General features: G+C 73.1%; 19 protein-coding genes. 7 read left to right on the plus strand and 12 right to left on the minus strand.

The window, feature by feature from the left end:
• Positions 1–200: 200 nt before the first annotated feature.
• Together purU and ACZ4VT_RS34695 are read right to left on the minus strand one after the other, a co-directional pair.
• Positions 201–1,091 (minus strand): formyltetrahydrofolate deformylase, encoded by an 891-nt coding sequence (gene purU, locus ACZ4VT_RS34690; RefSeq protein ID WP_467955372.1) that lies wholly within the window; start codon positions 1,089–1,091, stop codon positions 201–203.
• A gap of 14 nt (positions 1,092–1,105) precedes the next feature.
• Positions 1,106–1,552 carry an SCO4402 family protein gene (locus tag ACZ4VT_RS34695; RefSeq protein WP_467955397.1) on the minus strand — a complete coding sequence of 149 codons (447 nt, stop codon included), beginning with the start codon at positions 1,550–1,552 and terminating at the stop codon, positions 1,106–1,108.
• 198 nt (positions 1,553–1,750) lie between these two features.
• Between ACZ4VT_RS34695 and ACZ4VT_RS34700 the strand changes: the two genes are divergently transcribed.
• Complete coding sequence (locus tag ACZ4VT_RS34700; RefSeq protein WP_467955398.1) at positions 1,751–3,040, plus strand: ABC transporter substrate-binding protein; 1,290 nt, start codon at positions 1,751–1,753, stop codon at positions 3,038–3,040.
• 3 nt (positions 3,041–3,043) lie between these two features.
• Here ACZ4VT_RS34700 and ACZ4VT_RS34705 read toward each other — a convergent pair whose 3' ends face one another.
• A complete protein-coding gene (locus ACZ4VT_RS34705) occupies positions 3,044–4,396 on the minus strand; it encodes a hypothetical protein (protein WP_467955373.1) in 1,353 nt (450 codons plus the stop codon).
• 569 nt (positions 4,397–4,965) lie between these two features.
• A complete protein-coding gene (locus ACZ4VT_RS34710; RefSeq protein WP_467955374.1) occupies positions 4,966–6,348 on the minus strand; it encodes a transcriptional regulator in 1,383 nt (460 codons plus the stop codon).
• Between the two features lie 216 nt (positions 6,349–6,564).
• On the opposite strand from ACZ4VT_RS34710, the gene ACZ4VT_RS34715 reads away from it, so the two are divergent.
• The 3 genes from ACZ4VT_RS34715 (at position 6,565) to ACZ4VT_RS34725 (ending at position 9,909) form a co-directional block, all read left to right on the plus strand.
• Positions 6,565–7,251: a bifunctional DNA primase/polymerase gene (locus tag ACZ4VT_RS34715; RefSeq protein WP_467955375.1), complete on the plus strand. Its 687-nt coding sequence runs from the start codon at positions 6,565–6,567 to the stop codon at positions 7,249–7,251.
• 112 nt (positions 7,252–7,363) lie between these two features.
• Positions 7,364–8,206, plus strand: coding sequence for an ABC transporter ATP-binding protein (locus ACZ4VT_RS34720; protein ID WP_467955376.1), 843 nt, complete (start codon positions 7,364–7,366; stop codon positions 8,204–8,206).
• Positions 8,203–9,909 carry a transporter gene (locus ACZ4VT_RS34725; protein WP_467955377.1) on the plus strand — a complete coding sequence of 569 codons (1,707 nt, stop codon included), beginning with the start codon at positions 8,203–8,205 and terminating at the stop codon, positions 9,907–9,909. The genes ACZ4VT_RS34720 and ACZ4VT_RS34725 overlap by 4 nt, the downstream gene beginning before the upstream one ends.
• A 270-nt stretch (positions 9,910–10,179) precedes the next feature.
• Here ACZ4VT_RS34725 and ACZ4VT_RS34730 read toward each other — a convergent pair whose 3' ends face one another.
• Entirely contained in the window at positions 10,180–11,055 is an 876-nt protein-coding gene (locus ACZ4VT_RS34730; protein ID WP_467955378.1) for an alpha/beta fold hydrolase, read from the minus strand.
• Between the two features lie 351 nt (positions 11,056–11,406).
• Positions 11,407–12,099: a metal-dependent transcriptional regulator gene (locus ACZ4VT_RS34735; protein ID WP_319726830.1), complete on the minus strand. Its 693-nt coding sequence runs from the start codon at positions 12,097–12,099 to the stop codon at positions 11,407–11,409.
• Positions 12,100–12,290: 191 nt separating this feature from the next.
• On the opposite strand from ACZ4VT_RS34735, the gene ACZ4VT_RS34740 reads away from it, so the two are divergent.
• Together ACZ4VT_RS34740 and ACZ4VT_RS34745 are read left to right on the plus strand one after the other, a co-directional pair.
• Positions 12,291–13,046 (plus strand): SIS domain-containing protein, encoded by a 756-nt coding sequence (locus ACZ4VT_RS34740; protein ID WP_467955379.1) that lies wholly within the window; start codon positions 12,291–12,293, stop codon positions 13,044–13,046.
• Positions 12,992–13,336, plus strand: coding sequence for a hypothetical protein (locus ACZ4VT_RS34745; protein ID WP_467955380.1), 345 nt, complete (start codon positions 12,992–12,994; stop codon positions 13,334–13,336). The genes ACZ4VT_RS34740 and ACZ4VT_RS34745 overlap by 55 nt, the downstream gene beginning before the upstream one ends.
• Here the strand turns inward: ACZ4VT_RS34745 and ACZ4VT_RS34750 are convergent.
• Positions 13,333–14,649 carry a PAS domain-containing protein gene (locus ACZ4VT_RS34750; RefSeq protein WP_467955381.1) on the minus strand — a complete coding sequence of 439 codons (1,317 nt, stop codon included), beginning with the start codon at positions 14,647–14,649 and terminating at the stop codon, positions 13,333–13,335. The genes ACZ4VT_RS34745 and ACZ4VT_RS34750 overlap by 4 nt on opposite strands.
• 508 nt (positions 14,650–15,157) lie before the next feature.
• Positions 15,158–15,820: a pyridoxamine 5'-phosphate oxidase gene (gene pdxH / locus ACZ4VT_RS34755; protein ID WP_467955382.1), complete on the minus strand. Its 663-nt coding sequence runs from the start codon at positions 15,818–15,820 to the stop codon at positions 15,158–15,160.
• Between the two features lie 200 nt (positions 15,821–16,020).
• On the opposite strand from pdxH, the gene ACZ4VT_RS34760 reads away from it, so the two are divergent.
• Positions 16,021–17,127 (plus strand): citrate synthase 2, encoded by a 1,107-nt coding sequence (locus ACZ4VT_RS34760; RefSeq protein WP_362814488.1) that lies wholly within the window; start codon positions 16,021–16,023, stop codon positions 17,125–17,127.
• A 103-nt stretch (positions 17,128–17,230) separates the two neighbouring features.
• Here the strand turns inward: ACZ4VT_RS34760 and ACZ4VT_RS34765 are convergent, their stop codons facing one another.
• The 4 genes from ACZ4VT_RS34765 to ACZ4VT_RS34780 all read right to left on the minus strand — a co-directional run bounded on the left by ACZ4VT_RS34765 (position 17,231) and on the right by ACZ4VT_RS34780 (position 21,852).
• Positions 17,231–17,836, minus strand: a complete 606-nt coding sequence (locus tag ACZ4VT_RS34765) for a TetR/AcrR family transcriptional regulator (RefSeq protein WP_467955383.1) — start codon at positions 17,834–17,836, stop codon at positions 17,231–17,233.
• Positions 17,824–18,561: an enoyl-CoA hydratase family protein gene (locus ACZ4VT_RS34770; RefSeq protein WP_467955384.1), complete on the minus strand. Its 738-nt coding sequence runs from the start codon at positions 18,559–18,561 to the stop codon at positions 17,824–17,826. The genes ACZ4VT_RS34765 and ACZ4VT_RS34770 overlap by 13 nt, the downstream gene beginning before the upstream one ends.
• 193 nt (positions 18,562–18,754) lie before the next feature.
• Positions 18,755–19,924, minus strand: coding sequence for an acyl-CoA dehydrogenase family protein (locus ACZ4VT_RS34775; protein ID WP_467955385.1), 1,170 nt, complete (start codon positions 19,922–19,924; stop codon positions 18,755–18,757).
• Positions 19,921–21,852, minus strand: a complete 1,932-nt coding sequence (locus ACZ4VT_RS34780) for an acetyl/propionyl/methylcrotonyl-CoA carboxylase subunit alpha (protein ID WP_467955386.1) — start codon at positions 21,850–21,852, stop codon at positions 19,921–19,923. Before ACZ4VT_RS34780 ends, ACZ4VT_RS34775 begins: the two co-directional genes overlap by 4 nt.
• Between the last annotated feature and the right edge of the window lie 3 nt (positions 21,853–21,855).

Below are 21,855 nucleotides of genomic sequence, written 5' to 3' on the forward strand. Positions count from 1 at the left end.
GCCTCCCCTCCCCCCCCCCCCCCCCCCCCCCCCCCCCCCCCCCCCCCCCCCTCCCCCCCCCCCCCCCCCCCCCCCCCCCCCCCCCCAACGGCGCCGCACGGGCCCACTGTGCCTCACCGGTATCCGGCCCTGCGGACCGGCTTCCTGGGGCGCTGCCCCAGACCCCGCTCCTCAAACGCCGGAGGGGCTGATTGGGGCGGCTACGCGAAGACGACGGTGCGGGAGCCGTTCAGGAGGACACGGTGCTCGCTGTGCCACTTCACCGCGCGCGCGAGCGCCTGGCACTCCACGTCCCGCCCCACCGCCACCAGCTGGTCCGGGGTCACCTCGTGGCCCACCCGCTCGACCTCCTGCTCGATGATCGGCCCCTCGTCGAGGTCCGCCGTCACGTAGTGCGCGGTCGCGCCGATCAGCTTCACACCGCGCGCGTGCGCCTGGTGGTACGGCTTCGCGCCCTTGAAGCTCGGCAGGAACGAGTGGTGGATGTTGATGATCCGCCCGCTCAGCTCCTTGCACAGGGTGTCCGACAGCACCTGCATGTACCGCGCCAGCACCACCAGCTCGACGTTCTCCGCGCGCACGAGCTCCAGCAGCCGCGCCTCCGCCGCCGCCTTCGTCTCCTTCGTCACCGGGATGTGCACGAATGGGACGTCGTACGAGGCGACCAGCTCGGCGAAGTCGGTGTGGTTGGAGACCACGGCCGCGATCTCGACCGGCAGGGCGCCGATGCTCGAACGGAAGAGCAGGTCGTTCAGGCAGTGGCCGAACTTCGACACCATGAGGACGATCCGCATGCGCTCCTCGGAGCGGTGGATCTGCCAGTCCATCTTGAACGATTCGCCGATCGCGGCGAAGCTGGCGCGCAGCTTCTCGACGGTCACCGCGGGCTCGGCCTCGAAGTGCACCCGCATGAAGAAGAGTCCGGTCTCCCGGTCTCCGAACTGCTGGCTGTCCACGATGTTGCAGCCGGTCATGAAGAGGTAGCTCGACACGGCGTGCACGATGCCCTGCTTGTCGGGGCAGGACACGGTCAGGACGTACTGGGGCTGGGGCTGGGGCTGGGCCGGGGCCTCGTTGTGCGGGTCGCTCATGACCGCACAGCCTTTCACACCGCGCGGGTGAGGATCCTCAACACTTCCAGCGAGGTCGGACGGACGTCCGGGTCGTCCCCGTCCGCCTCCGCCAGCCGTACGTGCGCCTCGCGGGCGGCGCGTACCGCCTCGGGCCACGCGTGGTGCTCCAGGTAGGCGGAGACCGGGGCGTCGGGCCCGATCTGGTGGAGGATGCGGAGCACCCGCAGCACCGCGAGGTCGACGAGGGCGGCCTCCTGCGAGTCGCGGAAGATCGTGCCGACGTACTTCTCGGCCGACCAGCTGTCGAGCCAGGTGTCCTCGACGAGCCGGTACACGGCGTCGGTGACGTCCCCGTACCCATCGGCGCCGGTCAGCCAGGTGTCCTCGTGGAAGGCCGGGTCGGAGAGCATGTGCAGCGCCGAGCGCACGTTGCCGCGCCAGCGCCACCACGGCATGTCATTGAGGGGCATGCCGCCCATGGTGGAGGAGCGGCCACCGCGACGGGAAGAGTTCTTCGAACCTTGGGCGAATGTCACGCTTTCGATCGTACGTTCCGGTCAAACGTGATCTTCAGGCGCCTGGGGCGGGAGCCGCACCCCCGCAATTCACCGGGGCGTCACCCGATGTTGTGTCCATCTCACTCGACAGTTACCTGCGGGGCGGAAGTGTGCATGGACATGGCCATATCGCGACGCGCAGCATCCTTGTCCCGCACCTTCGTGGCAACGGCGATGGGTGCTTGCCTCGTCGCCGGCTGCGGGGCGCTCCCCGGAGGCTCGGGGGGCTCCGGGGACACCATCACGGTCATGACGTTCGCCCCGGAGGACACCAAGGCGACCAACATGCCGGGCATGACCGGCATGGCCAAGGCGTACGAACGCTGGGTGAATTCCAAGGGCGGGATCAACGGGCACAAACTACGCGTACTGACCTGCAACGAGAAGAACACGGCCACCGGCGCCGCCGACTGCGCCCGCAAGGCCGTCGCCGAGAAGGCCGTCGCCGTCGTCGGCTCGTACAGCCAGCACGGACGCGCCTTCATGGCCCCGCTGGAGGCGGAGGGCATCCCCTTCATCGGCGGCTACGGGGTCTCCTCCGAGGAGTTCCAGTCCCCGCTCTCCTACCCCGTCAACGGCGGCCAGCCCGTCCTCATCGCCGGCGCCGGCCACCAGCTGAGCCGCGCCTGCGCCCAGGTCGCCCTCGTCCGCCCCGACACCCTCGTGGGCGACGCGCTGCCGGTCCTGCTCAACGCCGGGCTGCGGGCCAACAAGATGGCCGACGCCGCCGACATCCGGGCCGCCGAGGACTCCGCGGACTTCGGGCCGCAGGCCCGGGAGGCGCTCGCCCACACCACCGGCACCGGCAAGGAGAAGGAAAAGGACAAGGGCTGCGTCACCGCCGTGCTCGGCGAGCGCACCGAGACCTTCTTCGACGCCTTCCGCCGGACCGAGGCGCAGCGCAAGAAGCCGCAGATCTCCTCCGTCCTGGGCAGCGTCAGCCAGTCCCTTGTGGACCGCACCGGCGGCAAGGAGAGCCCCTTCGAGGGCGCGTACCTCACCAGCTGGTACCCGGTGGGCTCCGATCCGCTCTGGACGCCGATGCGGAACGTGGTCGCCGAGCACGCCTTCGGCGACGACAACGTCGACCCCGACGACAGCGGGGCGCAGACGACCTGGATCGCGTACACCGTGCTGAGCGAGATCGTGAAGCGCTTCAAGGAGGACGAGGAGATCACCGCCCGCATGGTCAAGCGGGCGCTGAACGAGTCCCAGCCCGTCAAGACCGGCGGTCTCACACCGGACCTGAGCTGGCGCTACCAGGACATGCGCGCCGTCGCCGGCTTCCCCCGCATCGTCAACGGCCAGGTCACCTTCCAGATCGTCCAGGCCGGACGGCTCGTGGCACAGCCGGGCGAGCCGCCCCTGGACATGACCCCGACCCTGGTGCAGGCGCCCCAGACGGCCTGACGCTCAGAGCTGGGACTTGTCCCGCTTGGTGAGGCCGTACTTGGCCGCGATCGTGTTCCACAGGGTCGCGGCCGACTCCTTGGCCTTGGTCGCCTCGCCGCTCGACTTGTTGGCGTCGGCGGCGTTCTTGGTCGACTTGGCCTTGCCGTCCTTGCACTTGTCGTCTTCCACGTCGTCCGCCCAGGCGGCGTAGCTGTCGTCGGCGTCCGCGGAGGACTGCCAGGCCTTGGTGAGGGCCGCGGACAGCTTGGCGTTGTCCGGGAGCTTGTCCAGCTTCAGCTCCTGGAGGCGGGTGACGAGTTCCTCGCGCTGGCGGGCCGCGTCGCGCAGGTCGGCGGCCGCCTGGCCGAGGTTGCTACAGCCCTTGATGTCCTCGACGGCCTTGATCACCGAGGCCCGGCTGTCGTTGCTGTCCGCGAGGAGCTTGTCCAGCTGGACGGCCTGCGGGCGGGCGGGGTCGACGGGAGCCTCGCCGCCGGGGGCGGCGGAGGCGCCGCTCGCGGCCGGTGCGGCGGGCACCGCGCCCGGGTCGTTGTTCTGCGGCTTGTCGTTGCTGAGCAGCGAGCCGACGCCGAGCCCGACGACCGCCAGGCCGATGACCACGGCGGCGATGACGCCGGGCGAGACCCTGCGGGGTGCCTCCGGCGGCGGGGGCGGGGACGGGGCGTACTGCTGCTGCGGGTGGGGCTGTACGGGGGGCACGGGGCGCTGCGCGCGCGGCGGGTAGGGGCGCGGCGGCGGCTGGCGCAGCACGGGCTCCTGGACGGGCGGCAGGTGCTGGGTGTGCCCGGCGGAGCCGTCATCGCCGCGGAACAGGCCGTCGAACCCCTCCACGGCACGGTCGTCGCCACGGTCGCCGGGCGCCGGCGGCACGGGCGGAATGTACTGGGTCGCGGCCTCGCCGTGCGCGGGGCCGGCCGGGACGGGCGGAATGAACTGCGTCGCGGCCTCGTCGTGCGCGGAGGCCGCCGGCACGGGCGGAATGTACTGGGTCGCGGCCTCGTCGTGCGCGGAGGCCGCCGGCACGGGCGGAATGAACTGCGTCGCGGCCTCGCCGTGCGCGGGGCCGGCCGGCACGGGCGAGATGTACTGGGTCGCGGCCTCGTCGTGCGCGGAGGCCGCCGGCACGGGCGGAATGTACTGGGTCGCGGCCTCGGGCAGCGGCGGGTACCCGTAGCCGTGCGGATCCCCCGGGCCCTCGTAGCCGGGCCCGACCACGTGCCCCGGTGCCACGTGCGGGTACCCGTACGCGGGCCCGGGCTGCGGCTGCTCCGGGTACACCGGATACCCGGACGCCTCGTCCGGACCCCACGGGGCACCCGGCTGGGGGGCACCCCCTTGTCCGCTCTGCGCCACCGGGACTCCTTCTCCGACTCGCCCGACCCTACGGAACCGTCGGTCACGCTACCCGGTCACGCACCGCCACGGTGAGACCACCCGTCAATCCCAGCCCCTCCCCACCCGGCCCCGCCGGCCCCAATCCAGCCCCGCGCGGCACCATCCAGCCCGCCCAGCATCATCCAGCGCCGCGCGCACCATCCAGCCCCCCAGCACCATCCAACCCCGCGCGGCACCATCCAGGCCCGCCCAGCACCATCCAGCGCCGCGCGCACCATCCAGCCCCCCCAGCACCATCCAGCGCTGCCGCGCACTATCCAGCCTCGCCGGCGTTTGAGGCGCGGGGGTCCGGGGGCGGCGCCCCCGGCAACGGACCCGCTGCCGGCCCACGGTCCGGTCAAAGAACGGGGCGCCGCCCCCGGACCCCGCGCCTCAAACGCCGGCGAGGCTGGATTTGCGACGGCCTGCACCGCAATGCGCGGCGCAGCCGGAGACGGCGGCGCAGCCAGAGGAAGCGGCGCAGCCAGAGACGGCGGCGCAGCCCAAGACGGCGGCGAGGCCGAAAAGGGGGGCGGCGGCGCTGAGCGTCAGGCGACCCTGGCTTCGAGGCGGGCCCCGAACTCCCGTACCGCCGCCTCCTCCCGGTACGGCTCCAGCCGCGTCCGGAAGTCCTCCAGGTACTCCGCCCCCCGGTTCGACCGCAGCCCCTCCAGCAGTTCCGCCGCCTTCGTCGCGGTCTGGCAGGCCTGTTCCACCTCGCGCTGCTGGACCTGCGCCGCCGCCAGCAGCAGCAGCCCGATGGCCCGGCGCCGCGCCTTGCCCGCCGGGAGGCCCCGCAGTGCCTCCTCCGCCCGCTTGCCCGCCGCGTCGGCCTGCCCCAGGTCCCGGTGGCAGTGCGCCAGCTCGTCCGCGAGGTACGCCGTGTCGAAGTGGCGGATCCACACCGGGTCGTCGCCCGACTCCGGTTCCGCCCGCTCCAGCGCGCTCACCGCCCGCGCCGACAGCACCGCCGTGGCCCGGGTGTCCCCCAGCAGCGCGTGCCCGCGCGCCTCGGCGGCGTAGAACATGGCCTCGACGCGCGGGGTGACCTGGCCCCGCGTGCCCTCCTGGGCGGCCCGCGCCAGCTGCGCGATCTCCCTGGGGTTGCCCAGTTCGGCGGCGAGGTGGCTCATGGACGCGGCCAGCACGTACCCGCCGTACGCCCGGTCGCCGGCCGCCTGGGCCAGCCGCAGCGCCTGGATGTAGTACCGCTGCGCCAGTCCGGGCTGGCCGGTGTCCACGGCCATGTAGCCCGCCAGCTCCGTCAGCCGGGCGACGGCGGCGAACAGCGCCCGCCCCACCGGCTCCCGGTACGAGCCGCCGATCAGCCCGGACACCACCGAGTTGAGGTAGTGCACGACCACCGGCCGGACGTGCCCGCTGCCGAAGCGGTGGTCGAGGTCCTTGAGCGCCTCGGTGGTGGCCCGTACCGCCTCGACGTCCGGCATGCCGACGCGCGAGCCGCCGCTGCGGGCCACCTGGGTGTCGGCCCCGGTGATCAGCCAGTCGCGGCTCGGCTCGACGAGCGCGGAGGCCGCCACGCTCGAACCCACCAGGAAGTCGCGGCGGCCGACGTCGCTGCGCCACAGCTCGCAGACCTGCTCGATCGCGCCGATGACGGTCGGCGAGAACTGCAGGCCGACGCCGGAGGCGAGGTTCTTGCCGTTGGCCATGCCGATCTCGTCGATGGTGACGGTCCGGCCGAGCTTGCGCCCGATCGCCTCGGCGATGATTCCGGGTGCCCGGCCGCGCGGCTGCTGGCCGCGCAGCCAGCGGGCCACGGAGGTCTTGTCGTAGCGGAGATCGAGGCCGTGCTCCGCGCCGCACATGTTCACGCGCCGGGCGAGCCCGGCATTGGAGCACCCGGCTTCCTGGATGAGCGCCTGCAGCCGTTCGTTCGGCTGGCGGGCGACGAGAGGCCTGGCTGCCATGAAAACCCCCTGCTGACCGCGGGTGATCCGTTGGAATGATCACTTCCCGCCTGATGTGCGGAGAATCTTCCGCTCTGCGTCGTGTCGCTACCCAACTCCAGCGCCCCGGCCTCCTACGCGCCCCCACGCGTGCATCAGTGCGCCCCGTATGCAGGATCGATGCTCCGTCCACCCGCTGGTTTACGCCCGTAACCCCGGGTGACCCGGGGAGTTGTGATGGGCGTGGAAGAGACCATCGGAGTCACGGAGACCGCACCCATCCCCAAGCAGCGCGGCGAACTGCTGCTGGACCATGCCGTGCGGTACACGGAAGAACGGCACTGGGACGTCTTCGCCGGCACCTGGCTGGAGCCCGGCGACGGCCGGGAGCTGTGCTCCTGCGGAGCGGCGGACTGCCCCGCGCCCGGAGCACACCCGGCGGTGAAGGACTGGGCGGCCCAGGCCACGGGCAGCGCGGTCCAGGTCCGGCGGGTCTGGGCGAAGCACCCGGAGGCCTCGATCCTGCTGCCGACGGGCCGGACGTTCGACGCGCTGGACGTGCCGGAGTCGGCCGGCTTCCTGGCGCTGGCGCGGCTGGAGCGGATGCAGCGCACGCTCGGGCCGGTCACCCTCACGCCCGACCACCGGATGCTGTTCTTCGTCCTGCCGGGCGCCGGCGTCAAGATGGCCGACCTCGTACGGAAGCTGGGCTGGTCGCCGACCGGCATCGACCTGGCGGCGCGCGGCGAGGGCGAGTACGTGGCCGCGCCGCCCACCCGTTTCGGCGGCCGGGGCGCGGTCCAGTGGGCGCGGCGGCCCACGCCGGCGAACCGGTGGCTGCCGGACACGGAGGAGCTGATCGACGCGCTGGCGTACGCGTGCGGGAGCGAGGCGGCGGCGGACCGCAAGCGGCGCCAGGCCTGACGGCGTGAAGTTCATGATCGGAAAGTCATGACATAAGTAACCGCTCGGACCTCTCCCCCTCCTCCTATGGTGAGGAAGGAACGACCAACGGGGACGCAAGAGAGGCAGGCGCATGCCGGACCAGGGCGATGCGACGGGTGGAACGTACGGGACGGGTGGCGCGGGAACCGCGCCGTCCGCCGTGCGGGTGGAAGGTCTGTGGAAGCGCTTCGGCGAGCAGGTGGCCGTCGCCGGGATCGATCTGGAGCTGCCCGCGGGCCAGTTCATCGGTCTGGTGGGCCCGAACGGGGCGGGTAAGACGACCACGCTGTCGATGGTGACCGGGCTGCTGCGCCCGGACATGGGGCGGGTGTTCGTCGCGGGGCACGACGTGTGGGCGGACCCGACCGAGGTGAAGGCACGGATCGGGGTGCTGCCCGAGGGACTGCGCCTCTTCGAGCGGCTGTCGGGGCGTGAACTGCTCGGCTACATGGGCCGCATGCGCGGGCTGCCGGGCGAGGAGACCGACAAGCGGGCGACGCAGCTGCTGGACGTCCTCGACCTCGCGGGCTCGCAGCACAAGCTGGTCGTGGACTACTCGACGGGCATGCGGAAGAAGATCGGCCTGGCGGCCGCGCTGCTGCACAACCCCGAAGTGCTGTTCCTGGACGAGCCGTTCGAGGGTGTCGACCCGGTGTCGGCGCAGACCATCCGCGGGGTGCTGGAACGTTACACCGCGTCCGGTGCCACGGTCGTCTTCTCCTCCCACGTGATGGAGCTCGTCGAGTCGCTGTGCGACTGGGTGGCCGTGATGGCCGCCGGCCGGATCCGCGCCGCCGGCCCACTGGCCGACGTACGGGGCTCCGCGCCCTCCCTCCAGGCGGCCTTCCTCGAACTGGTCGGCGCGCACGGGCGCGACGCGGCCGGGGACGCGCTGGAGTGGCTCGGCGGCGGCTCCGGGACGGTCACGCGATGACCTCGCCCGCCTCGCCCGCCACCCCGGCCACGGATGCCACCGGTACCGCTGTCGCCGGCACTGTCGCCGCCGCCGGCGCCCTCGCCCCGGCGGCCGCTTCCGCCACCTCCGTCGCGACGGTCCCGCTGACCCCGATCTTCGTCCGCCTGAAGCTGTCGCTGCTGCGCAACGGCCTGAAGGGCTCCTCCAAGCGCAAGGCCGCCTACTTCTCCACGCTCGCCTTCGCCCTGCTCGTCGGCTTCTTCCTGACGCTCGGCCTGGCCCTGCTGCGCGGGAACGCCCACGCGGGCACGGTCGTCGTCCTGCTGGCCGCGATCCTGGCGCTCGCCTGGGCGTTCATGCCGCTGTTCTTCCCCACCGGGGACGAGACGCTCGACCCCAGCCGGCTCGTCATGCTGCCGCTGCGCCCGCGTCCCCTCGTACGGGCCCTGTTCGCGTCCTCGCTGGTCGGCATCGGGCCGCTGTTCACGCTGTGCCTCGCGGCCGGCTCGGTGATCGCCGTCGCGCGCGGCGCCGCCGCAGCGGTGGCCGCGGTGGTGGCCGCGCCGCTCCTGCTGCTCGGCTGCGTGGCCCTCGCGCGGGCGGTGGCCACGGCCAACGTACGACTGCTGACCAGCCGCAAGGGCCGTGACCTGGCCCTGCTCAGCGGCCTGCTGATCGCGGTGGGCGGGCAGCTGGTCAACTTCGGCAGCCAGCGCCTGTTCCAGGCGGGCGGCCTGTCGACGCTGGAGCCCGTCGAGGCGGTGGTGCGGTGGCTGCCGCCGGCGACCGCCGTCGGCATGGTGGACTCGGTGAGCGAGGGCGCGTACGGGGTGGCGGCCGCCCAACTGGCCCTGACCCTGGCCGCCCTGGCCGGCCTCCTGTGGTTCTGGGAGCGGGCCCTGACCCGGCTGATGGTCACGCCGGACGGTTCGACCATCGCGGCCGCCCGGCCGGCGAAGGAGCGGGGCGCGGGCGGCTTCTGGTCGCTGCTGCCCGCCGGCCGGACGGGCGCGGCCATGCAGCGCACCCTGCGCTACGTCGTCCGCGACCCGAAGACCAAGGCCTCCTGGGTGACCGCGCTGGCGATCGGCCTGATCGTCCCGGTCTTCAACGCCCTCCAGGGCACCGGATCCGTCTACCTCGCCACCTTCGGCGCGGGCATGCTGGGCATGCAGATGTACAACCAGTTCGGGCAGGACACCTCGGCGTTCTGGATGGTCGCGCAGACCATCTCCGGCACGCGCGAGGCGTACGTGGAGCTGCGCGCCCGCGCCGCCGCGCTCGCCCTCGTCACGGTCCCGTACACGATTCTCGTGACCGTGGTCACGGCCGCGCTGACCGGCGACTGGAGCGCCCTTCCGGCGGCCACGGGCGTGGCCCTGGCCCTGCTCGGCTCGATGCTCTGCACGGGGGCGCTGGCTTCGGCCCGCTTCCCGTACTCGATCCCGTCGGACGGCGCCTTCAAGAACGTCGTCCCGGGTCAGGCCGGGCTGGCCTGGTCGGGCATCTTCGGCGGGCTGCTCGCCTCGACGGTGATCTGCGCCCCGGTGATCGCCCTGACGATCTGGCTCAACGTGGCCGACCACCGGGACGTCTCCTGGATCGTGCTCCCGCTGGGCGTGGCCTGGGGTGCGCTGGCCACCTGGGCGGGCCTGCGGCTGGCGGCCCCGACGGTGGCGCGCAAGCTGCCGGAGATCCTGTGGGCGGTCAGCAAGGGCTGACGGGCACGGGCTCACGAACGGCGAACGGGCCGGCCTGCGCTCCCTCTCGGGAGTGGAGGCCGGCCCGTTCCGCGCCCGGGATCCGGCCCACCCGGCGGCGAGCAGGGCGAGCGCCCCGAGGGAGCCGGCGAACCCCCCGGCGTGGCGGAGGTTCTGCGGGTACGGCATCACCCGGCGGGGAAGCCCTTCCCGGCGGCGGCGAGCACGAACCTGACTTCCATGCGCCGCAGTTCGGCGTCATCGCTCTTAGCGAAGGCCCTGCCGGGCCCGTTACGAGGCCTCGGCCTTGATTCCGTCCAGGAAGGGCTCCAGGGCCGCGCGCCAGGCCGTCGGCTGGTCGTAGTGGAGGTAGTGGCCGGCGTCGGGGATCTCCGCGTACTGCCCGGCCGGGAGGACGCGGACCATCTCCTGGGCCTCCGCCCGGCCCAGCTCGCCGTCGAGGCCGCGGACCACCAGCGTCGGGCAGCGGACCTTGGCCAGCTCCTCCCAGTGGGCGTCGTGGACCCAGGTCTCGCGGGCCGTCAGCATCTCGCGGCGGGAGAAGAGCGGGCGCCAGCCGTCCGGGGCCTCGTGCATGACCTCGGCGAAGAAGGCCCCGCGGCCTGGATCGGGGCGCTCCACCCGGGGGTCGTCCTCCCCGAACCAGCGGCGGGCCGCGTCCTGGGTGGGGAAGGGCAGGGGCCAGCGGTGGAACCAGTCCTCCCATTCCTGCTGTGAGGCCGCGCCGAGGGCCGAGGCGCGCATGTCGCAGATGACCAGGGCTTCGACCAGGTCCGGGCGGCGGGCCGCGAGCTGCCAGGCGGTGAGGGCGCCCATGGAGTGGCCGATCAGGGTGACGGGGGCGAGGCCGAGCTGCTCGACGGCGGCCTCGGCGTCGGCCACGAACGCCTCGCGCCCGAAGGAGGTGTGGACGTCGGGGCCGCCGGGCGGGCGGTCGCTCTGGCCGTGTCCCCGCTGGTCCAGGGCCACCACGCGGCGGTTCTCGCGGAGCCAGCGGGCGGTGCCGGACCAGTGGAAGGCGCGGCCCATCAGACCGTGCAATAAGAGCACCCCGGGGCGGGGGTCGGCCTCGGCGGCCGTTTCGCGGAACTCCCAGGCGGCCAGCCGGACGCCTCCGGCCCCTGTCACATCGACGCGCTGTACCACCGCAGATGCACCCCCTTCACTCCCCGCCAGACTATCGAACCCGTATTCGAAAACAGGGTTCTCGCCTACAACACCGCTCTTTCGAGTGACCTTGCTCAAGGATTGGCCGCCGCTGCCGATGGAGATCCTTTCAACAGGGAGGCGGGCCGCTCGGGGAAGACGGTCCGAAGGGGAGACCTTGAGAGCTCGGGGCTCCGGGTCACAAGGGGAGGACCGGTCCCGGTGCCGCGAGGCACCGGGACCGCCCACTTCCCACCAGTCCAACGAAACGAGTCGACGCCGGCAACGAATAGGCGCCGGAGCGCGTGACCGCCTGCGCCGAGGTCGCGGAAGCCGTCCGGGTCGTCGAGGTCAGCGCTTCGCCACGAAGACGTGGGAAGCGACCTCCGCGTCCAGCTCGGCGGCCTCGCCACCACTGCCGACCAGCACCCCGCCCGGGGACTCCGTCACGCTCACCACCGAGCCGGGCTGTACGCCCGCCCGCCGCAGCGTGTACATCAGCTGGGCGTCCGTCTGGATCGGCTCACCGATCCGGCGTACGACCACGGTCTTGCCCTCCGCGCCCGGGTCGAGCTCGGACAGGCTGACCATGCCGTCCTCCAGGAACGGGTCCGCCTCGGCCTTCTCGCCCAGCTCCTCCAGCCCCGGGATCGGGTTCCCGTACGGCGATTCGGTCGGGTGGCGCAGCAGCTCCAGCACCCGCCGCTCCACCGCCTCGCTCATCACGTGCTCCCAGCGGCAGGCCTCGGCGTGCACCTGCTCCCACTCCAGGCCGATGACGTCGACGAGCAGGCACTCCGCGAGCCGGTGCTTGCGCATCACGCGCGTCGCCAGCCGCCGCCCCTCCTCGGTCAGCTCCAGGTGGCGGTCGCTGGCGACGGCCACCAGGCCGTCCCGCTCCATGCGCGCCACGGTCTGGCTCACCGTCGGGCCGCTCTGGTCGAGCCGCTCGGCGATGCGGGCGCGCATGGGGACCACGCCTTCCTCTTCCAGCTCGAGGATGGTGCGGAGATACATCTCCGTGGTATCGATCAGTCCGGACATTCGTGCCCCTCGGATTGCGTGCGCTGGCCCTGCCCCCAATTCTGACGCATCGGGCCGACAACCGTCCCGTGCCGAGGGTCAAGAGCGGTCCCGGACATCTCGTGGCGCCCGTATTGACAGGCCGTTGGTCCAGACCGCACGGTGAGCGGCGGACACGGACGCACCCCCACCTCCGGAAGGGCCATCGTCGTATGAGCGAGAGCAAGCTGGCCGGTCAGTTCTTCGACGCCGCCATCGGTCTGCTGGAGCGGGTGCGGGACGAGGAGGCCCCGCACATCGCGGAGGCCGGCTCCCTCATCGCCGACGCCGTCGCGGGCGGCAACCGGCTCTTCGCCTTCGGCGCCGGGCACTCCTCGCTGCCCGCCCAGGACGTGGTCTACCGGGCCGGCGGCATGGCCCTGATGAACTTCCTCGCCGTTCCCGGCACGGTCGGCATCGACGTCATGCCCGCGACCCTGGGCAGCGCCCTGGAACGGGTCGACGGCCTCGCCGGCGCCGTCCTGGACAGCAGCCCCGCCTCCGAAGGCGACGTCCTCGTGATCATCTCCCTCTCCGGGCGCAACGCCCTGCCCGTCGAGATGGCCATGAACGCCCGCGCCATCGGCCTCAAGGTCATCGGCGTGACCTCGGTGGCGTACGCCACCGAGACCAAGTCGCGGCACGTCTCCGGCGGCTTCCTCAAGGACCACTGCGACGTCGTCCTCGACAGCAAGATCGCGGTCGGGGACGCCGAGCTGAGCATCGACGGCATCGACGCGCCCTTCGCCCCCGCCTCCACCGTCGTGACCAGCGCGATCATGCAGGCGGTCATGGCCGCCGCGGCCGGCGAGCTCGCCGCCCGCGGGATGGTGCCGCCGCTGCTGCGCTCGGGCAACGTCGACGGCGGCCACGAGTGGAACGGCCGGGTGATGCAGGAGTACGGCGACCGGATCTTCTTCCGGCACTGACCGGGCGGTCGCCGCACCGGCACCCCGTTCCTTACGACTACACCGGCGACCCGAAGTTCCTCGACGACCTGCGCACCTGGGCCCCGGCCCTGGCGGACGGCCGGCTGCCGCAGCAGAAGGCCACGCTGGTCGTCCAGGTCAACTCCGACGTCGACCGCGGCGGCTCGTACAGCACCACGATCGGCCGGGCCGTCACGCGGATCGTCCCCCCGGACCACCTGTGGCCCCTGCCCTCCCCGTCCCAGATCGGCGAGAACCGGAAGGGGAACGGAAACGGGGACCGGCACTAGGCCGTCGGGGGCCCTCCCGCCGCCAGGTCCAGATCGGCGGCCACCCGGGCCGCGACCTCCTCCGCGTACTCCGCGTCCGCGCGCTCGAAGGCCACCCGCGTGGGCCCGCGCACGAACGTCAGCGCCCCCAGCGTCCGCCCCCGGCTGCGCAGCACCGTGCACAGCACGTGCGCCGCGCCCTCGGGCCACTGGCGGGCCCGCGCCCACTCCGCGTCCGCCTCGCCGCGCGGGGCGGAGGTGCGCACCGAGCCGATCCGGTCCAGGGCCTGGAGGGCCGGATGCCCGGCCGTGTACCGGACCGGGATCGACCCGGGCCCCGGCAGCACCGGCGGGGAGGCGGCGGACCGTACGAGCCTGCGCCGCTCGGGGTCGGCCGCGGGATCCAGTACGTCCAGCAGCACGTGCTCGGCGAAACCGGCCAGGGCGAAGTCCAGGCGTACGGCGGCCGCCTCGGCCGGGTCCTCGCACTCGGCGGCGGCCCGCCCCGCACGGTGCAGCTGGTGGGACCGGAACCGCAGCTGCGCGGTGTCCAGCTGCTCCTGGCGGGCCTGGGTGACGTCCTGGAACAGCCAGCCGACGCCCAGCGGCACCGGTTCCTCCGCGAGCGGCGAGGCCAGCCGCAGGAACCCGCACCGCCAGCACCTGCGCCGCACCCCCTCGGCGGTCCGCACCGACACCCACATCTCCACGGGCGCGGGCGGCGCCCCCTCGGCGAGCACGTGCTGGAGCGCGCCTTCGAGTTCCTCCACGCCCTGGGTGAGCAGCTCGCCGAGCGGGCGCCCGAGCAGCGCGGTGCGGCCGGTCCCGAAGGCGCGTGCGGCGTGCGCGTTGACCACGGCGGGCCGCAGGTCGACGTCGACGAGGACGACGCCCCACGAGGCGTCCTCCATCAGGGCCTCGCTCAGCGCGATGGACCGCTCCAGGTCGATCTGCGCGTGCACCTCGCTGAAGGCGCAGTACACCCCGGCGGGTTTCCCGTCCGCACCCGGCACCCCGGCGGACTGGGTCCGTACGAGGACGCGCCCGCCGTCCTTGGTGACCAGCGCGAACTCGTGCACCTGCCGGCCGGGCACGTGCTGCGCGGCCATGAGTCTGTCCTGCACGTCGTGCGCGTCGGCGGCTCGCACCGCCCACCCCTCGAAGCCCTTGCGTCCCACGGCCTCGCCCGCGGACCAGCCCAGGATCCGCTCGGCCTCGCGGTTCCAGTGGGTGATCACGCCGTCGGCGTCGAACGCGCACAAGGCGGCGTCCATCCCGTCCAGCAGCGCGGCAAGCAGATCGTCTGCGGTCTCGTTACGTCCGGAAGCAGTCACCTGGCACCCCCAGCAGGTGTTCGCGTGTGCGGCACGTCGGATCATTCAACTGGAACGTGACGCAGCCCACACCGCTTTCCGCGGATTGGGTACGGGAAATCCGGTCAAGTGCCGCCGAAGAGGATGCCGTGGGCGCCGCCCTAGCCCGCCGGGAGGGGGAAATAAACAGTTGTGGCTGTCGCGACGCCTGCCTAGGCTCGGACGTACACGAGAAGGGAGGTGGTTGCCGCAATGTACGGAAACCGGACGCGTGAGGTGGCTGCGGGCTAAGCGCCCGTCGTCGCACGCACCCAGTGCGGTGCCCGGCGGGATCGCCAGGCGCCAATCCACAGCAGTCACCCGACCCGCGGGCTCGCCGGTACGTCCGGCCGGCTTCTCTCACTGCAGGAGAGAGACCCAGAGCCCGCGGGTCGCCTGCGTTTGCCGCTCCCGCTCGGGGTGAGCAGGGCCCCGGCGGCCCAACCGCCTCAGCGGGCCCTCCCGAGCCCTCCCGCACGGCGCCGCACGGCTACGGGCAGAGCCGCTCGACGCGCCACTTGCCCTCGTCCAGGACGTAGCGCAGCCTGTCGTGCAGGCGGTTCTCGTGGCCCTGCCAGAACTCCACCGTCTCCGGGACCACGCGCAGGCCGCCCCATTCCGGCGGGACCGGGACCTGTTCGCCCTCCGGGTAGCGGGCGTCGAGCTCGGCGTAGCGGCGGTCCAGTTCGGCGCGGGAATCGATCACGCTGGACTGCTCGCTCGCCCAGGCGCCCAGCTGGGATCCGTGGGGGCGGGAGCGGAAGTACGCCGCCGTCTCGTCGCGGCCGATGCGGGCCGCGGTACCGGTGACGATCACCTGGCGCGAGATGGGGTGCCAGGGGAAGAGCAGGGCGACGTGCGGGTTCTCGGCGAGCTCGCGGCCCTTGCGGGAGAGGTAGTTGGTGAAGAAGACGAAGCCGCGCCCGTCGAACTGCTTCATGAGCACCGTGCGCGAGCTGGGCCGGCCGTCGGGGGTGGCCGTCGAGACGATCATCGCGTTCGGTTCGAAGAGGTGCGAGTCGGCGGCCTGCTGGAACCACAGGGCGAACTGGTCCATCGGATGCTCGGCGAGGGTCTCCTCGAGAACGATTTCCGAGCGGTACTGCTTGCGCATCGTGGCGGGGTCAATGTCCTGATCGGTCACGCTGGCCATCCTGCCGCAGCCGGGCCGGTGGCGGTGTGCCGTATGTCACGCTTCCGCAGTCGAGGCGGAGCGGCCAAAATCTTGGGGCCGGTCCGAAGGTCCCCGCGCGGGTGACCATCGGCCGTGCCGGGCATCAACGGGGATGACCGCGCCGGACCGCGAGTCACGCCGGGAGCCGCGCGTGTTCGCACTATCTGAGGAGCCGCCTGATGTCCGACTTCGTACCCGGGCTCGAAGGGGTCGTCGCGTTCGAGACCGAGATCGCCGAACCGGACAAGGAAGGCGGATCGCTCCGCTACCGCGGGGTCGACATCGAGGATCTCGTCGGGCACGTCTCCTTCGGAAACGTCTGGGGCCTCCTGGTCGACGGTGCCTTCAACCCCGGCCTGCCCGCCGCCGAACCCTTCCCGATCCCGGTCCACTCCGGTGACATCCGCGTCGACGTGCAGTCCGCGCTCGCGATGCTCGCCCCCGTGTGGGGTCTGAAGCCGCTGCTGGACATCGACGAGCAGACCGCCCGCGACGACCTGGCGCGCGCGGCCGTGATGGCGCTGTCGTACGTCGCCCAGTCCGCCCGCGGCCAGGGCCTGCCGATGGTGCCGCAGCGGGAGATCGACAAGGCCGAGTCCGTGGTCGAGCGGTTCATGATCCGCTGGCGGGGCGAGCCGGACCCGCGGCACGTCAAGGCCGTCGACGCGTACTGGACCTCGGCCGCCGAACACGGCATGAACGCCTCCACCTTCACCGCGCGCGTCATCGCCTCCACCGGGGCGGACGTGGCGGCCGCCCTGTCCGGCGCCGTCGGGGCCATGTCGGGGCCGCTGCACGGCGGCGCGCCCTCCCGCGTGCTCGGCATGATCGAGGAGATCGAGCGCACCGGCGACGCCGTGGCGTACGTGAAGAAGGCCCTGGACAAGGGCGAGCGGCTGATGGGCTTCGGGCACCGCGTCTACCGCGCCGAGGACCCGCGCGCCCGCGTGCTGCGGCGCACCGCCAAGGAGCTCGACGCGCCGCGCTACGAGGTGGCCGCCGCGCTGGAGAAGGCCGCGCTGGAAGAGCTGCACGCGCGCCGCCCCGACCGCGTGCTCGCCACGAACGTGGAGTTCTGGGCCGCGATCATGCTGGACTTCGCGGAGGTCCCGGCGCACATGTTCACCTCGATGTTCAGCTGCGCCCGTACCGCCGGCTGGTCGGCGCACATCCTGGAGCAGAAGCGCACGGGCCGCCTGGTGCGGCCGTCGGCCCGCTACACGGGCCCGGGCCGGCGCAACCCGCAGGAGATCGAGGGCTACGCGGACATCGCCGCGACCGCGTGAGCGCGTGAACGGACCCCTGCGGGGCGCCGCATCCCGATACCGGGGTGCGGCGCCCTGCCGTTTGTCCCTGCCGTTTGTCCCTGCCGTTTCCCCGGCCCGGGCCTCAGGACAGGGCGGCGTCGAGGATGCGGGACCACTGGGCCACCACGCGGGCCCGGCGGGCCCTGTCGTCGGTGAGGACGTTGGCCAGACCCAGGCCGCGCGCCATGTCGAGGAGGCCCTGCACGGTCTCCCGTACGCCCGGCACGGACTCGTCGGCGCCCAGCAGCTCCACGGCGATGCGGTGGGTCTCGCGGCCGACCCGGGCCTCCAGTTCGGTGACCCGGGGGCGCAGCTGCTCCTCGTTGGAGGCGGCGACCCACAGCTGGAGCGCGGCCCGGAAGAGGGTGCCCGTGTACAGGTCCACGAGCGCCTCCACCACCGCCGGGCGGGCGGCCGGGCCGGCGTGGAACAGGTCGCGCAGGGCCGTGGAGCGTTCCTCGGCGACGTACTCGACGGCCGCGGTGAACAGGTCCTCGCGGGTCGGGAAGTGGTGCTGGGCGGCGCCGCGCGAGACGCCGGCCCGTTCGGCGACGACGGAGACGGTGGAACCGGCCCAGCCGTGTTCCGCCAGACAGGACACGGCCGCCTCCAGGAGGTGGCGGCGGGTGACGCGGCTGCGCGCCTGCTTGGGACCGGCCGCGCCCGTCGCGCTGCTCACAGCGCCCATGACGGTTCCCGGCGCTCGAAGCGGGCGGTGATGCCCTCGCGGGCCTCGGCGGACGCGAAGAGCTCCCCGGACAGCTCCGTCAGGCGGGCGCCGTCGCAGTGCAGGGCCTCGCGCACGGCGGCGGCGGTCAGCGCCTTGGTCGCGGCCAGGCCCTGCGGGGAGGCCCTGCGCAGGCCGGCGAGTACGGGCTCCAGTGCCTCGTCCACGTCCTCGGCGTGCAGGGTGAGCAGCCCGATCCGGGCGGCCTCGGCGGCGTCGAAGGCCTCGGCGGTGAGGAAGTAGCGGGCGGCGGCGCGCGGGTCCAGGCGCGGGAGCAGCGGCATGGAGATCACCGCGGGGGCGAGGCCGAGGTGGGTCTCGGTGAAGGCGTACGAGGACTTCGGCCCGGCGGCGGCGATGTCGCAGACCCCGAGCAGCCCGAGCCCGCCGGCCCGGACGTGACCGGTGACGCGGGCGAGTACGGGCTTGGGCAGCTCGGCGATCTCGCGGAGCAGGGCCAGGAAGTCGGCGGGGGCGCTGGGGGACTTGAGGTCGGCGCCGGAGCAGAAGGTGTTGCCGGTGTGGGTGAGGACGAGGGCCCGGACCGCCGGGTCCGCGGCGGCGGTGGCGAGGGCGGCGCGGAGTTCTGCGACGAGGTCGGCGGAAAGGGCGTTGCGGTTGGCCGGGGAGTCGAGGGTGAGGGTGGTGACTCCCGCCGCCGTTGCCGTGTGAACGGGTTGGACCATGTCTCCTCCGGAGGGGGTGTGCGGGTATCCGTGCTGTCCGGGATCCTCCCGGGGAGGGTATGCGGGTCGCCTGCGGCGTTGCTCCGCAGGGCTCTGCGAAGCCCGGCTCCGCCGCCCCCTGGGGCTCCGTCCCAGACCCGCGCCTCAAACGCCGGCGAGGCTGGGTTCGGCCGGCGATCGAGGCGCGGGGCGGTTAGTAGGACTTGGGGAGTCCCAGGGTCTGGTGGGAGATGAAGTTGAGGATCATCTCGCGGCTGACCGGGGCGATGCGGGCCACGCGAGAGGCGGTGACGAGGGACGCGAGCCCGTACTCGCGGGTGAGGCCGTTGCCTCCGAGGGTGTGCACGGCCTGGTCCACCGCGCGGACGCACGCCTCCCCCGCCGCGTACTTCGCCATGTTCGCGGCCTCCCCGGCCCCCATGTCGTCCCCCGCGTCGTACAGGCGGGCAGCCTTCTGCATCATCAGGCGGGCCAGTTCGAGCTCGATGTGCGCCGCGGCCAGCGGATGCGCCACGGCCTGGTGCGCGCCGATGGGTTCCTTCCACACCTGCCGGGTCTTCGCGTAGTCCACGGCCTTGGCGAGGGCGTAGCGGCCCATCCCGATGGCGAAGGCGGCCGTCATGATCCGCTCCGGGTTGAGCCCGGCGAACAGCTGGAGCAGGCCCGCGTCCTCGTCGCCGACCAACGCGTCCCCGGGCAGCCGCACCTCGTCCAGGACCAGTTCGAACTGCTTCTCCGCGGCCTGGAGTTCCATGTCGATGACCGAGCGGGAGAAGCCGGGGGTGTCCCTCGGGACGATGAACAGGCACGGCTTGAGGCGGCCGGACCGGGCGTCCTCGGCGCGGCCGACGATCAGCGTGGCGTCGGCGATGTCGACGCCGGAGATGAAGACCTTGCGGCCGGTGAGGATCCAGTCGTCGCCGTCGCGGCGGGCCGTGGTGGTGATCCGGTGGGAGTTGGAGCCGGCGTCGGGTTCGGTGATGCCGAAGGCCATGGTGCGGCTGCCGTCGGCGAGGCCGGGGAGCCAGGCCTGCTTCTGGGCTTCGGTGCCGAAGCGGGAGATGACCGTGCCGCAGATGGCGGGCGAGACGACCATCATCAGGAGGGGGCAGCCGGCCGCGCCCAGTTCCTCCAGGACGATGGACAGTTCGGCGATGCCGCCGCCTCCGCCGCCGTACTCCTCGGGGAGGTTGACCCCGAGGTAGCCGAGCTTCGCGGCGTCGGCCCACAGCTCGTCCGGGTGGCCGCCTTCGCGGGCGACGCGGGCGAGGTACTCGCGGCCGTAGCGCTGCCCGAGGGCGGCGACCGCCGTGCGCAGGGCCTGGTGCTCTTCGGTCTCGACGGTGCTGGTGGCGGAGCTCATGACTGCGTTTCCTCCTGGACTACGGCGAGCAGGGCGCCGAACTCGACCTGTTGGCCGGTGTCGGCGTGGAGCGCGGTGAGCGTGCCGGAGGCGGGAGCGAGGATGCGGTGTTCCATCTTCATGGCCTCCAGCCAGAGCAGGGGCTGCCCGGCGGTGACGGGGCTGCCGACGGCGAGGCCCTCGGCGATGCGGACGACGGTGCCGGGCATGGGGGCGAGCAGGGAGCCCGGTTCGGTCCGGTCCTGGGGGTCGGGGAAGCGGGGGACGGGGGTCAGGGTGTGGGCGCCGAGTGCCGAATCCACGTAGATCTCGGTCGCGTCGGCGTTGTTCGAATTACGTTTCACGTGGAACACCCGCCGGATTCCCTCGATTTCGAGGGTGACGAGGGTGGGGGTGGCGGCCAGGACCCGGACGCCGGGGTGGTCGACGAGCCGGCCTGCCTGATAGCGGACCTCGTACTCGGCGCCGCCCGCGGTGTAGCGGCGGATCTGCGGCTGGGAGCGGACGTTGCGCCAGCCGCCGAGACGGGCGGCGAGCGGGGCGTCCACGGCGGGGGCCGCCTCGGCAAGGGCGGCGGCGAGGGCCGCTTCCGTGGCGTCCGCGGCCCCCTCGGTGAGGGCGCCGAGGTGGCGCTCGTAGAAGCCCGTATCGAGCTGCCCGGCGGCGAACTCGGGGTGGTGCAATGACCGTACGAGGAGCTCGCGGTTGGTGGTCAGCCCGTGGATGCGGGCTCCGGCGAGGGCGTGGGCGAGGGCCCGTACCGCCTCGGCGCGGGTGGGGGCGTGGGCGATGACCTTGGCGAGCATGGGGTCGTAGTGGATGCCGACCGTGTCCCCGTCGGTGAAGCCGGTGTCCACGCGGACCTGGCCGGGGACGGCGAGGGTGTGCAGGGCACCGGTCTGCGGGCGCCAGTCCTGGGCGGGGTCCTCGGCGTAGAGGCGGGCCTCGACCGCGTGACCGGTGGGCTCCGGCGGCGACGGGGGCAGGGCCTCGCCCTCGGCCACGCGCAGCTGGAGGGCGACGAGGTCGAGGCCGAAGACGGCTTCGGTGACGGGGTGTTCGACCTGGAGGCGGGTGTTCATCTCCAGGAAGTACGGGCGTCCGTCGGCGGTGACGAGGAACTCGACGGTGCCGGCGCCCCGGTAGGAGACGGCGCGCGCGGCGGCGACGGCGGCGGCGTGGAGGCTCTCCCGCAGGGCTTCCGCCAGGCCGGGCGCCGGGGCCTCCTCGATGACCTTCTGGTGGCGGCGCTGGAGGGAGCAGTCGCGGGTGCCGAGTGCCCAGACGGTGTCGTGGGCGTCGGCGAGGATCTGCACCTCGACGTGGCGGCCGCGCTCGACGTAGGGCTCGGCGAAGACCTCGCCGTCACCGAAGGCCGAACGGGCCTCGGCGGAGGCCGCCCCGAGGGCCTCCTGGAGCCCGGCGAGATCGCGGACCACGCGCATCCCGCGCCCGCCGCCGCCGGCCGCGGCCTTCAGCAGCAGGGGCAGGTCGGCGACGGTGGCAACGGCCGGGTCGACGGGGTCCAGGAGCGGCACCTTGGCGGCGCGCATCAGGTCCTTGGCGCGGGTCTTGGAGGCCATGGCCTCGATGGCCTCGGGCGGCGGGCCGATCCAGGTCAGGCCGGAGGCCAGGACCTCGCGGGCGAAGTCGGCGTTCTCGGAGAGGAAGCCGTAGCCGGGGTGGACGGCGTCGGCGCCGGCGGCGAGGGCGGCCTTGATGATCAGGTCGCCGCGCAGGTAGGTGTCGGCGGGGGCCGCACCGGGCAGGCGTACGGCCGCGTCGGCCTCGCGCACGTGCAGGGCGTCGGCGTCCGGGTCGGAGTGGACGGCGACGGTGGCCAGGCCCAGGGCGCGGGCGGTGCGGAAGATCCGTACGGCGATCTCGCCGCGGTTGGCGACGAGCAGCGAGGTGATCAGCTGGGTCATGTG

The organism is Streptomyces sp. NPDC029164 (assembly GCF_055563995.1).